Source organism: Marinifilum caeruleilacunae (genome assembly GCF_013141825.1).
In the GTDB taxonomy this organism is placed as follows: Bacteria; Bacteroidota; Bacteroidia; order Bacteroidales; family Marinifilaceae; genus Marinifilum; species Marinifilum caeruleilacunae.
Genome location: NZ_RZNH01000022.1, coordinates 22924 through 35346, shown reverse-complemented (window position 1 = coordinate 35346; position 12423 = coordinate 22924). Strand labels below are relative to the sequence as shown.

At 37.7% G+C, this 12423-nt stretch carries 12 protein-coding genes; 6 read left to right on the top strand and 6 right to left on the bottom strand.

All coding sequences use genetic code 11. From position 1 onward, the window contains the following. Positions 1-90 precede the first annotated feature (90 nt). Positions 91-471, top strand: a complete 381-nt coding sequence (locus ELS83_RS13310) for a response regulator (protein WP_171596047.1) — start codon at positions 91-93, stop codon at positions 469-471. On the opposite strand, the gene ELS83_RS13305 is transcribed toward ELS83_RS13310, so the two are convergent. From ELS83_RS13305 to ELS83_RS13285, 5 genes are read right to left on the bottom strand one after another with little or no spacing between them, the layout of a single operon-like run. After that, positions 468-1652, bottom strand: a complete 1185-nt coding sequence (locus ELS83_RS13305; protein WP_171596046.1) for a SpoIIE family protein phosphatase — start codon at positions 1650-1652, stop codon at positions 468-470. The genes ELS83_RS13310 and ELS83_RS13305 overlap by 4 nt on opposite strands. Then, positions 1652-3505 (bottom strand): [Fe-Fe] hydrogenase large subunit C-terminal domain-containing protein, encoded by a 1854-nt coding sequence (locus ELS83_RS13300; protein ID WP_216616546.1) that lies wholly within the window; start codon positions 3503-3505, stop codon positions 1652-1654. The genes ELS83_RS13305 and ELS83_RS13300 overlap by 1 nt, the downstream gene beginning before the upstream one ends. A 35-nt stretch (positions 3506-3540) precedes the next feature. Further along, positions 3541-3792, bottom strand: coding sequence for an NAD(P)H-dependent oxidoreductase subunit E (locus ELS83_RS13295; RefSeq protein ID WP_054720008.1), 252 nt, complete (start codon positions 3790-3792; stop codon positions 3541-3543). Between the two features lie 30 nt (positions 3793-3822). Next, positions 3823-5007 (bottom strand): SpoIIE family protein phosphatase, encoded by a 1185-nt coding sequence (locus ELS83_RS13290; protein ID WP_171596045.1) that lies wholly within the window; start codon positions 5005-5007, stop codon positions 3823-3825. Positions 5008-5028: 21 nt separating this feature from the next. Continuing rightward, positions 5029-6738 carry a [Fe-Fe] hydrogenase large subunit C-terminal domain-containing protein gene (locus ELS83_RS13285; protein WP_171596044.1) on the bottom strand — a complete coding sequence of 570 codons (1710 nt, stop codon included), beginning with the start codon at positions 6736-6738 and terminating at the stop codon, positions 5029-5031. Positions 6739-7140: 402 nt separating this feature from the next. Between ELS83_RS13285 and ELS83_RS13280 the strand changes: the two genes are divergently transcribed. The 4 genes from ELS83_RS13280 to ELS83_RS13265 all read left to right on the top strand — a co-directional run bounded on the left by ELS83_RS13280 (position 7141) and on the right by ELS83_RS13265 (position 11313). Next, complete coding sequence (locus tag ELS83_RS13280) at positions 7141-8367, top strand: outer membrane protein assembly factor BamB family protein (RefSeq protein ID WP_171596043.1); 1227 nt, start codon at positions 7141-7143, stop codon at positions 8365-8367. Between the two features lie 51 nt (positions 8368-8418). Continuing rightward, positions 8419-9624: a hypothetical protein gene (locus ELS83_RS13275; RefSeq protein ID WP_171596042.1), complete on the top strand. Its 1206-nt coding sequence runs from the start codon at positions 8419-8421 to the stop codon at positions 9622-9624. A 523-nt stretch (positions 9625-10147) separates the two neighbouring features. Then, a complete protein-coding gene (locus ELS83_RS13270; protein ID WP_171596041.1) occupies positions 10148-10351 on the top strand; it encodes a hypothetical protein in 204 nt (67 codons plus the stop codon). Positions 10352-10365: 14 nt separating this feature from the next. Beyond that, a complete protein-coding gene (locus tag ELS83_RS13265; RefSeq protein WP_171596040.1) occupies positions 10366-11313 on the top strand; it encodes an endonuclease/exonuclease/phosphatase family protein in 948 nt (315 codons plus the stop codon). 58 nt (positions 11314-11371) lie between these two features. On the opposite strand, the gene ELS83_RS13260 is transcribed toward ELS83_RS13265, so the two are convergent. After that, a complete protein-coding gene (locus ELS83_RS13260; protein WP_171596039.1) occupies positions 11372-11749 on the bottom strand; it encodes a RidA family protein in 378 nt (125 codons plus the stop codon). Positions 11750-11821: 72 nt separating this feature from the next. Here ELS83_RS13260 and ELS83_RS13255 point away from each other — a divergent pair, with 72 nt between their 5' ends. Further along, complete coding sequence (locus ELS83_RS13255; protein ID WP_171596038.1) at positions 11822-12388, top strand: anthranilate synthase component II; 567 nt, start codon at positions 11822-11824, stop codon at positions 12386-12388. Positions 12389-12423: the final 35 nt, after the last annotated feature.

Here is a 12423-nt window from a genome sequence, read left to right as displayed (position 1 = left end):
GTTTGTTTGCCATAGAACGATAATCCTGTTTTTAATCCAAAAAATTTAACTAAATTTGATTATCTATTTATGAAAACCTAATTCCACCAAATGAATACGAAGACTTTTAACTGGTCTGAAAAAACAATTTTAATTGCCGAAGATGTTGAATCCAACTATCTATTTCTGGAAGAGGTACTTGGAAGAACTGGCGCGAATATTATTTGGGCAACCAATGGTCAAAATGCAATTGATATTTTTACCCAAAATGATATTGATTTGATTCTGATGGATATTCAGATGCCTTTGTTAAATGGATTTGATGCCACAAGGGCGATTAAGAAAATTGACCCGAAAGTTCCAGTGATTTCACAAACAGCTTATGCCATGGCCGAAGACCGTGGAAAAAGTATCGCCGCAGGTTGCGACGATTACATTTCAAAGCCCATTTCCAGTCAAAAGCTGCTTAGTTTAATTGATAAGTATCTTTAAATAAAAGTCAAGCTTACATCCTTTAAAAACTTTTCTTCTAACAAACTCACAATCTTTTTCACTACAGTTCGTCTGATTTCAAGCTCAACAGGCAGACTCGGATCCTGGTGTGCAAAATTAATTCGCGTACCCGAAATAATGGAGATCTTATCGCTTTGCAACAAATAGTGAACAATTTGGTCTGCAGGTCCATCACCCAAATCGTAATCAATATTATAATCCTCAAGGATTCTGGCCACCTTACCAATGGTTAAAATCCCTTCTGTTACCAGGTTAATCCCTTCCATATACGAAGCAGGAGGCAATTCAGGATCAGTAATTTTCATTCCGGCTGCAAACTTTAAATTCAATTCACGAGCAAGAATTTCTGCTGTAGTTCCTCCACAAATGATTTTCTTTCCTTTAAAATGATATACGCGCATTGCATATTCCGAATCCTTATCTTCTTCAAAAGGAGGACCTGTACAGATCAATAGTTTTCTAGGTTCGCGGTAGTAAATTACACCGGCATTCGTATCATCTTTGGGTTGATCATTATCATTCCGAGCGGCCTTTTTCACCAGCTGTAAACCCAAATTTCTTGCAGATATAAAAGGAGTTGACCTTACAATATTCTTTACGTAATCCAGCGCATTTTCGTGCCCCCAGCCAAAAGGCAATTCACGACTACCCATTCCCGATTGCATAATGCCATCGGACCAAAACAGGATCCTATCCTCTTTTCTGGCGGTGAAAGAACAGGTTCTCAACTCCTTACCTTGATTTTCTTCACTATCCAGGGTAATGGTTCTCCAACCCGGATCGTACACTTCCGAACCTCTCATCACCACACAACAAGGATTATCGAACTCGATAATTCTGGTGGTGCCATCGTATTCAATATCAATAATTGTAAAGGTGGAATAGCTCACCTTTCTAACACTACAAACGGGCAGCGTATTCATAATGATTTCGGCAATGGAGATAACATCCTTGTGCTCTACCGTAAAATTCATTGCCATAGATGCAGTTAAGGTGGCCAAAACATTTGCCTTTACACCACTTCCCATTCCATCGCTCAAAACCGCAATGGTTCTGTTTTCCTCTTTAATTCTTGTCGATAGAAAAACATCACCACATATCATATCTCCGTGATGAAACAGCTGCTGGCAATCTATATCAATGTGAAATTTATCTTCCATTATTCAGATTTTTCGTCATCACTCGGTGTGTGAGATTTAATAATTGAATTCAATAGTTTTTCTGTTTTGGAAGCACTCTCTCCCAACAGAAATGCAATTTGCTGCACGGTTTGGAGGTTTTCCTTAATTACAGCTCTAGCTCTTCCAATTACCTCTTCTTTTCGAACTTCCGGCGCATATAAATCTCGAATAATACCACCTACAATCTTGTTCTTTTTAATGGTAAACACCGATACATTAAATAGCGAATTTCCGTAATGAACATCTTTATTCAAGATATCTTCACCGTTTAAAATTACCGTAGAAAACAGCTTGTGAAAAGGGATTAATTTGGTTAAATCCGCATCTACTAAACCTGGTATAATTTCACTCAACAGCCTGGTTTCCTCTCCAAGAAGATCAACAAAACTCTTATTCGATTCTATTACTTTTAAATTCTCATCAACGATAACAACTCCCGAAGGCAGTTTTTGTAGCATGGCTGATACCGTTTCCGATGCTTCCTGGGCTACAACTCGTTCTTCATTGGCAATACGTTCCGATTCTTTTAAAGCGGTTTTTGTTTTCGATAACTTCTCGTTTGCCGAATTCAACTCTTTAATAACAGAGTTCATATTTTTAATGGTATAAGAAGAGCACATTTCGTAATTAGCCAATCCCTGGCATTTGGCAATGGCAAATTCTCTACACGATTCATAACCGCATGAACCACATCCCAACTGATCCTCAATTTTCTCCTTCCCCATTTCGATAAGCACTGCATGCACTTCATCTTCCGAAGGGGTTGGCAGGCTCTGTCCTCTCGACTTAAATCCACGGTTTAAATCCAGGTTTTTGTATTCGTCAATTTCTTTTTGCCACTGCTCTTCGTCAAAAGTCTTCAGTCTCTTTCTTACATATCTTATTACCTGCGATCTTCTTGAAAATTTACGCCCCCCGGCAGAGGTACCAGGTCCCATAATACAGCCTTCACAATAGAATAAATCCAGGTGCTGATTCAAGTTGTGCTGAGTTTTAAACTCATTGATGGATCGCAAAAAGTTATTTCTTCCTTCTGTACTAATAATGCCACCATTCAACATGCTGATATCAATATCGGCAGCCTGGAACAAACCATGACTAATTGGGAACAAACCTCCCAATCGTGCAAAAGGAGGATCGAATTCTGAAAACTCCACAGAATTTTCAGTAATCTTGTACTCTTTAAATAATTTACGCAATTCAACAAAACTCAGTACGGCATGAATATCACCATCTGAACCGTTAAAAGCTTTCACATCATTTTTACTGGCTACACATGGCGATAAGGAAACAATTTTTACATTCTTCCCATATTTTTTGCGCACAACTTTTGCCATCGCAACGCCTGGTGGTACAATAGGCGCAAGGTTTTCAACCAAATCGGGGTGAAAGTTTTCGACCTGATTTACCAAAGCCGGACATTTGGTTGAGATGTAATATTTACCATGAAAATTATCGAATAGATTCTTGTATTTATAGGCAACAAGGTCGGCGCCAAATGCAGCTTCTACAACGTAGTCGAAGCCCAAAGCACGGATCATTCCTACAAAATTTCGATAATCTAAGATATCATCAAATTCTCCTGAAATACTCGGATCACAAATGGCAACAACAGGATCGTTGCCACTAAGCAACATTTTAACCTGCTCTTCGGAACTTCTGTATTCGATGGCAGATTGTGCACATACCGTTACACAATTTCCACAGCCAATACACCTGTTACCAATGATATGAGCATAATCATTCTCAATTTTAATTGCTTTGGCAGGACAAACGCGAATACAAGTATAACTTAAATTACACTTGTCCTTATTTGTAAGGATTAAAGCCATAATACGGGGTTTTAGGGTTGGAAACTAAAGATTTCTTAAACAAGGCCAAATACCCCGTTTAATATTTCAATTACACCTTCAGGATCAATTTCTTCATACAATTCATCATCAATTTTTAGAATTGGTCCTTTGGCGCAATTGCCCGTACAAAGTTCTCCATGAAAGAAAACCTTATCTTTTAATTTATTTTCTTCTAAATAAGTATTAATTGCTTTAAGAGCTTTACCATTCCCTCTTGAAAAGCATGAACTTCCCAAACAGATGGTGATTTCGATTTTCTCAGCCATTTAGTTTATTGTTTTTATATCTAGTGCAGTCTAAATATAGCTAAGATCTACTTCTTTTAAAAACTTTTCCTCAAGCAGTGCAACGATATTCTTTACAACCGTTCTCCTAATTTCTAATTCGACAGGCAGTTTTGGATCCTGATGTGCCACATTTATTTTCGTTCCATTAATGATAAAGATCTTATCACTTTCTAAAAGTAGCTTTACAATTCGATCGGCCGGCCCGTTTCTTAGAACTGTATTTTGATTGTAATTGTTTAAGATCCTGTGCACTTTCCCCAAGGTCAAAATTCCTTCGGTAACCAAATCAACTCCCTCGATAAACGATACTGGTGGCAATTCGCTATCGCACACATTTAAATCTACTTCGATTGGCTTTTGCAATTCGCGGGATACAATTCCAGCAGTTGTACCACCACACACAATTTTTGTTCCTTCAAACTCCTGCATTTGTCTCACCAACTTGGCATCCTTGGTTTTTTCGTAAGGTGGTCCTGTGCAAATCATCAGGTTTCGAGGTTCGCGGTAATACAAAACAGCACATGAAGTATCATCTTTAGGCTGATTGCTATTGTTTGCACATGCTCTTTCTACAATGTCATTTCCCAATCGGCGCGCCGAGATATAAGGTTGTTTTCTGATCAATCCCCTGGCAAATTGGTCAACATTATCCATTCCCCAACCAAATGGTAATCTTTTCGATCCCATTCCTGAGTTGGTAACGCCATCCGAGCAAAAAATAATACGATCTTCTTTTTGGGCTTTGAAGCGATAAGAATAAAGAATCTTGCCTTTGTTTGCCTCCCCTTCAGGATGCAACTCTTCACATTCTGGTTGAAAAGATTCCAAACCTCTTAGAATTAGGCAATCTGGATTGTCATAACAGATAATCCTGGTTTCTCCGTCACACTCTATTTCAACAATGGTAAAAGTTGAATAACCTGCTTTTCGTTTGCTACAAACCGGTAAAGTCTTCATAATTACCTCTGCAGCCTTCCTGATATCCTTATTCACCTTCATGTAATTCAGGATCATAGACGAAGTTAAGGTAGCCAAAACATTCGCTTTTACTCCACTACCCAGGCCATCGGAAAGCACAAGAATGGTTCGGCCTTCGTCCTTCAGCTTTCTCGACATAAAAACATCTCCACAAATCGATTGCCCCAATTGGTTTCGTTGCTGACACTCAACCTCTATGTAAAAATCATCGTGCATCCTAATCAAGATTATTTGGCTCTATTCCACCGGTTTATAAAATTCAACTATCGAATTCAGCATTTCTTCAGTCTCCGATGCATTTTCACCAAGCAGGTAAGCAATTTTCTGCACCGTTTCCAGGTTTTTCCTGTTTACCGTTTTCGCCCTGTTTACTACCTCTTCCCTTTGAATATAAGGTTGAGACATGTCGCGAACAATGGCACCTACAATCTTATTTTTATGAATGCTGAACACACTCACGTGCAGCATTTTATTTCCGTGTTTGATATCTCTTTCCAAATTATCTACACCAGTAGACAAGGCAGAGGCAAATAACTTATGGAATGGAATAATTTTTTTCAGATCGGCATCAACCAAGCCTGGGATGGTTTGGTAAACCTCCTCTATTTCTTCTCCTAATATTCCTGCAAAACTCTGATTGGCCTCTATAATTTTAAGTTCATCGTTGACAATGACTACTCCCGAAGGAATTTTACGAAGCAAGGCCGACGATTTATCCTGTGCAATTTTTCTCATGTATGATACACACATATTGGGTTCAGATCGATCTTCCAAATATGCCTCTGCGAACTCTCTACACGAGTTGTACCCACATCCACCACAGTTGATTTCATCCTTTTCGGAGTATTTTCCAATCATGGTTAAGGCTTCTTTTATACTATTTTCGGAATGTTCGTACTTTGGAATAGGCGAAATAGAATCAAAATCTCTTTGAATGGAAAAATCTGTATTTAATACAACGGCTTCTTCCGAATCCAGTTTGTTGATTACCTCTAATCGTTTAATAGCAGTTGAATATTCCTTTTCTGCTCCAGGTCCGTTTACACAACCACCTTCGCAAGCCAGAAGTTCCAAAAACAATTTATTGGTTTTCCGGTATTTATTTAGATCGCTCAGAACGTTTTTAATATTGCCAATTCCCGAGAAAGTCATGTATACAGCATCTGTTGCTGTTACGTTTTCTTTCATCCCCATTATCATTCCACCATCAATCGGGTAAAGAATTCCACGTCCGGCTTTACCAGGAATAAAGCTGTTATTTTCTTGAATTTCGGGAAACAGGTATGGATCAAGATTTTCTTCCTCTAGCCAGTTCTTTAGATCCGTAAAAGTTAAAGATGCATCAAGCAGGTTGGGGAACTCGTCGCTTTCGGCCTTTTTGGCAATACAAGGACCAATAAAGACCACCTTCGAATCGGGGAACTTTTGCTTTAGATACTTGGCATGTGTCAGTAATGGCGATAAAAATGGTGTGATATTGTCCTTGAAAGCAGGATAGTGTTTACAAATCATCTCTACAATTGAAGGACAGGCCGACGATATGTACACCCCGTTCTCACCCTGATCAACATAACTTGAAACCTGTTTGGATACCTCCTGCGCTCCAAGCGCTGTTTCTGATACTTCGGCAAAACCCAACTCCTTCAGCGCAGCGATAAATTGCTCATCCTTTAGGTTAGGGAACTCCGTTACAAAGGAAGGGGCAACTGAAACAACAATTCTTTCTCCGCGAAGAATCATCTTCTTTACGCGTTTCACATCGTCTCGAACCTTTTTGGCATTCACAGGGCAAATCTGTGTACATGTACCGCAATAAATACAATCGTTATGAAGTATCTGTGCTGAATTGTTAACCACCTTAATTGCCTTTAAAGTACATTCCCGAATACACTTGTAGCAATCCTGGCAATCGTTCTGTTCCGTATAAACTGGTTTTAATACATCCATAAGGTCTAATTGAAATCAAGCATCCTAATAACTTCTGCAAAGTTTACTATTTATGTTACAGATAAATGCTGTTGCAAAGTGTTTGGGAACACATCCAATCTATTCATAACCGGTTTAAATAAGCCAGTCTTATGGAGGCAGATCAGAGTAATACTTATTAAACCAGGTGAGAAAACCATTCTAAATAAGAGTAAAAAACGATTCATTTGCGTACATAAAACGTTCATTATCGTACAGATAAACACACAAATCTACATCCTCATTTTTCATTAATTCTCTAATAACTTGTTAGTTCTATCCTTCGGCTTAGTATTTGATACAATCACAAAGTGATGATTTTGATTTTCAATCTTTTATCACATCTCTAATCGCTAAATTAGACCAATATCAAATCAAAAAATAATGAAAAAGACAAACCTATTTGTAACAATTTGTGCACTGATGGTATCATCCATTATAAATTTTGCACATGCTCAAGAAACACCTAATCAGGAGTGGAATCAGTTTAGAGGAGTAAACAGAAGCGGATCAGCAGACAATGTTCAACTGACCAGCTTCAATGAAAAAACCCCAAAACTCATTTGGAAAAAAAAGCTTGGCGATGGCTTTTCTGAATTAACCATTGCAGGAGGCAACATCTACACCATGATCAGCGAAAGGCAAGATAGCATAACTGGAAATGAATTTATTGCAGCGTTTGATGCCAAAACAGGTGATGAAATCTGGAGAACAAAAGTGGATAAAATGTTCTTCGATACCTTTGGCGATGGACCAAGGTCAACACCCGCAATTGGAGAAAATAACATTTACAGTCTTAGTAGTTACGGCAAACTTACCGCCAACTCAAAAAAAGATGGCAAAACATTGTGGCAAATCGATTTTATGAAGGAGTATGGAAGTAAAATTCCTCGTTGGGGATTTAGCTCATCTCCTGTTCTGGTTGGCAAGAATGTGATTGTTGAGGTTGGTGGAACCGATTCTCGAGCTTTTATGGCTTTCGATAAAGAAACGGGTAAAGAGGTATGGAAAAAAGGAGAAGGTATGGCAACTTACAACTCTCCTGTGGTAACTAAAATTAACGAAGAAGAGTGCATTATTTTTGCCAACGGACGAAAAGTTTATTCCTTAACAACTGCAGGCGATACTCTTTGGACCTACAACTCACCAGTGAGCAATCCTACAGGAATGCCAATAGTTTTTGATGGGAATAAAATTTTTATTTCCGCAGTTAGAAACCCTGCATTTATTGTTCTGGAAGTTAATGATAACAAGGCAAAAGAAATTAGCCGTGGAACAAGTATGAAAAATGACTACAGCTCTTCACTTCATCACAATGGCTACGTATACGGTTTCCATGTAGCAGCATTGCAATGTATTTCTGTTGAAACGGGTGAGAAAAAATGGACCAAACGAGGTTTTGGCAAAGGAAGTTTAATTCGCCTTGGCGACCAGCTTATGGTTTTATCTGACAAAGGAAAACTGATACAGGTAAAAGCAACGCCTGAAGCCTACACAGAGTTGGGAAGCATACAAGCCATAGAAGGCAAATCGTGGACAGCTCCATCATTTGCAAATGGTAAAATCTATTTAAGAAATCTAACAGAAATGGCTTGCTATGAATTAAAATAATTCAGAAATTGAGTCTAGATCAAAAAAAATAATCAATAAAACATACCCAAAATGAAACTGAAAAAACTACATGCCTTCGTGATGTTTGCACTGTTTTTAACGCCTTCATTTCTCTCAGCTCAAACCGCTGATGAGATTATTGCAAAACACATTAAAGCACATGGAGGAGCAGAAAAATGGGAACAGGTGAATGCGCTAAAAATTACCGGAAGGTTTACCGCGTTTAGCCTCGAAAAAGATTTTACTACCTACAAAACCAAATGTGGTGCCTACTATTCCGATTTATATCTTGGAGAACAGCATGTTTTCGAAGGTTTTAACGGAAAGTGTGGCTGGACAATTGATCCCTGGCAGGAGATAGATTTTGCCAGAAACATAAATACCATCGAAACCAATGTATTTAAGCAAAAGGCCGAATTTTTTACTCCTTTTTTAAACTATAAGGAAAAAGGACATCAAGTTGAATTCGTTGGAAAAGAAAATGTAGATGGAAGTGAAATGTATGTTCTGAAACTCACTCGAAATGATGGAAAATCAGAAAAATGGTTTTTGGATGCCAAAACCTATTTGGAATATAAATGTGAAGCTTCCTGGGTTGATTTTGCACGACCAGCGCCAGCCGAAATGTATTTCGATGATTTTAGAAATGTAGACGGTATTATCCTGCCATTCTTTGTTGAGCGCATATTCTGGCAACGCGATCGAATTACACAAATTGAAAATGTAGAAATTAATCCTAAAGTTGATAAGTCATTATTTGCAATGCCCAAGCGTAAAGAAATATCAAAATTAAGCTTTATGCAAGGCGATTGGAATGTAAAACTGGAATTTGTAGGAAGACAAGGAACCTATCAGGAAAGGGGAACTACAGAGTCATGTATTCAATTTGCATCAACCAATTTATTGCAAGAGAAAATTAGCTACGAAAACTATTTTCCAAATACCCTTAGCATTAATTTCACATACGATGCAACAAGTAAGAAATACAGAATTGCAGCTTTCAACGATTTTACCTCAACTTTTGACATGTTCCAGGGAGATTTAAATGAAAATACCCTAATCATGGAAGACACCCATATAAGCTATTCTGAAAACAAAAATGCAAACAGAACCTGTCGTCAGTTCATATACACAAAAATTGATGAGAATCAGTTTACTGTAGAAAATAAAATTTCGAACGATGAAGGCAAAAACTGGATTCCACAGGCAAGATTAACCTACACCAGAAAAACCAACGAAAATCTATCGAAAAAATAGCTACGGATGAACCTTTGAAAATCCTCAATCATTCCTGCTTGAGGATTTTTTAGAAAGAAAAACCCCGAATTACCAGTTCGGGGTTTAATTTAGTACTCAATCAACCATGAATTAAATACTAATCAGAGCTTCTTTTATAAATTATAGTGATGATTTATGTCTCGTTTAATAAGTATTGTTAGCTAATTTTAACAACACATTAAAACTACCCCTTTTTAATATTATGTGCAAATAATAATTTAAAATAATGTTCACATGAATTAAAAAATTATTAACACCCACTTTAAATTAAAGCTTTACTATTCTAATAAGCTTATCATTACAGTCCTTCCTGTATAAACTCTTTTCGACTGATCTTGTGCCCGTTACAACCTTCCAAAATAATCTCTCCTGTTTAATTTTTTAAAAACAAAAATTTACATCTCATTCAGCCACCCATCTATTCCAACATAAGAGTTACTTTACCAGCCAATCTTTAAATCAAATTATGCTTATATTCGAGGGCCTAAAAAACAGATCTAATATGGAAATATTATATACAATTCCCTTGATACTACTGCACTTACTTACTTTTATGGATGCAATTAAAAATCGAAATGGCAAAAATGGTATTTTTAGACTATTTTTAGCTTTGTTTCCACCAATTATTGGTCCTGTAATCTATTACTTAAGCAAACGAAATCGCACAAGAGAATTTCTAAAAAATGAAAAAAGGTACGCTTCGTAAATGATTTAAAAAATATGCAAGAGCCAAAAGAAATAATTGCCTTTTACAATCTCGAAAACTTTTTCGACACTAAGGATGATCCTCATAAGAATGACAATGATTACCTTCCCCATGGAAGTAACCATTGGACCGAAAACCGATACCTGGGAAAAGTGGAAGGAATTACTGCCGCTATTGAATCTATACAGCCCGAAAAACTGCCCATCGTTATTGGAGTTGCCGAAATTGAGAACTCAACCGTACTGAAAGATTTAATCTATCAGCCGGCATTTAAAGGGGAATACAAATATGTGCATTTCGATAGTCCTGACAGAAGAGGAATTGATGTTGCCCTACTTTACAATCAAAACCTGGTGCAGATTTTGGAATCCGAAAAAATTCCTGTTAGAATCAACGGAAATTCTCATTTCGCAACCCGAGATATTCTTTATGTGAAAGCCAAAATAAAACAGGACAACGTGCATTTTTTTGTGAATCACTGGCCTTCGAGAGGAGAAGGAATTATGGCATCAAATCCAAAAAGAGTGGCGGCTGCAGAGTGCCTTCACAATAAAGCCAAGCAGATATTAAATCAGGATAAAGAAGCCAAAATTCTGATTATGGGCGATTTTAACGATTTACCGGTGAGCAAATCCATCAGTAAGCATTTGCAGGCAAAAGCCCATAAAAACATTACCGAGCAGCAGTTTTATAACCTTGCTGCCATTCCCTATCAAAAGAAAATGGGTAGTTTGTTCGCGAAAAAACACTGGCTCATGTTCGATCAAATTATCATCAGCAAAGGATTGCTTACAGGGAAAGGCATCCGCATTTCAGCTCCACGCCTCACCATTCACGGCGACAGAAGCTTGCTGTATTTCGATCAGCAGGCAGGCATTTACAAACCAAATCGAACCTATACCTACCATACCTATCATGGAGGAGCATCCGATCATTTACCTGTATATGTGGCATTGGATTAAAATAAAAAGGCTGTCAATCACAGATTAACAGCCTTATCTTATATCCTGGTTTCTTGAATTACTTTACAGCAATTGTTTCAATTTCTACCAAAGCTCCAAGTGGAAGGTCCTTAACAGCAAATGCAGCACGAGCAGGACAATCTTCTTTGTAATATTCACCATATACTTCGTTCATTACAGCAAAATTTGAGATATCGCTCAACAAACAAGTCGATTTTACCACATCTTTAAAGCTATAACCAGCTTCTTCCAAAATGTAGCCAATGTTTTTCATTACCTGTTCAGTTTGCTCCTTTACACCACCTTCAACAAATTTACCGGTAGTTACGTCAACAGGAAGCTGACCTGAAATGTATAATGTTCCGTTTGCTTCTACTGCCTGGCTGTATGGTCCGATAGCCTTTGGCGCTTTTTCTGAATTAATGCACTTTTTCATTTGAGTTAATAATTAGTATTTGTTAAAAATTCGTTTATTTTGCGGCTGCAAAGTTAAAAGAAAAATGCATTAATGAGAATAGCTATTATAGATAATTACGATTCTTTCACCTATAACCTTTCGCACATTGTTGAGCAGTATTGCGATGAGTGCATTGTAATGCGAAACGATAAACTTGATTGGGAAGAATTGAAAACTTGCGACAAAATTATTTTTTCTCCAGGACCTGGTCTACCATCAGAGGTCAAGGTAATGGGCGAAATTCTAAATCGATATGCAGGCAAAAAAGCTATTCTAGGCGTTTGTTTGGGCATGCAATACATTGCCGAGTATTATGGTGCCAAAATCTTTAACCTTCCTGATATCGTACATGGTGTGCCGAAAACAACACTAATTGTGGAGTCTTCAGAAGTTTTGTTCAAGAACATTTCTGAGCGTTTTCTGTCGGGCAGATATCATTCCTGGGCAGTTTCAAGAAAAAACTTTCCCAATTCGCTGCTCATTACCTCCACCGATGAAGAGGATGTAATCATGTCCATTCGTCACAAAGAGCTGGACCTTTGTGGCGTACAGTTTCATCCCGAATCGATTATGACTGAAAATGGAAACCTAATGCTTAAAAACTGGATTTCGGGCTAAATATTTTCGCAAAAAAAAGAGCTGCACTTTATGCA

Coding starts and splice junctions, on each gene's coding strand:
- ELS83_RS13310 (WP_171596047.1), top strand. CDS start 91: ATGAATACGAAGACTTTTAACTGGTCTGAAAAAACAATTTTAATTGCC.
- ELS83_RS13305 (WP_171596046.1), bottom strand. CDS start 1,652: ATGGAAGATAAATTTCACATTGATATAGATTGCCAGCAGCTGTTTCAT.
- ELS83_RS13300 (WP_216616546.1), bottom strand. CDS start 3,505: ATGGCTTTAATCCTTACAAATAAGGACAAGTGTAATTTAAGTTATACT.
- ELS83_RS13295 (WP_054720008.1), bottom strand. CDS start 3,792: ATGGCTGAGAAAATCGAAATCACCATCTGTTTGGGAAGTTCATGCTTT.
- ELS83_RS13290 (WP_171596045.1), bottom strand. CDS start 5,007: ATGCACGATGATTTTTACATAGAGGTTGAGTGTCAGCAACGAAACCAA.
- ELS83_RS13285 (WP_171596044.1), bottom strand. CDS start 6,738: ATGGATGTATTAAAACCAGTTTATACGGAACAGAACGATTGCCAGGAT.
- ELS83_RS13280 (WP_171596043.1), top strand. CDS start 7,141: ATGAAAAAGACAAACCTATTTGTAACAATTTGTGCACTGATGGTATCA.
- ELS83_RS13275 (WP_171596042.1), top strand. CDS start 8,419: ATGAAACTGAAAAAACTACATGCCTTCGTGATGTTTGCACTGTTTTTA.
- ELS83_RS13270 (WP_171596041.1), top strand. CDS start 10,148: ATGGAAATATTATATACAATTCCCTTGATACTACTGCACTTACTTACT.
- ELS83_RS13265 (WP_171596040.1), top strand. CDS start 10,366: ATGCAAGAGCCAAAAGAAATAATTGCCTTTTACAATCTCGAAAACTTT.
- ELS83_RS13260 (WP_171596039.1), bottom strand. CDS start 11,749: ATGAAAAAGTGCATTAATTCAGAAAAAGCGCCAAAGGCTATCGGACCA.
- ELS83_RS13255 (WP_171596038.1), top strand. CDS start 11,822: ATGAGAATAGCTATTATAGATAATTACGATTCTTTCACCTATAACCTT.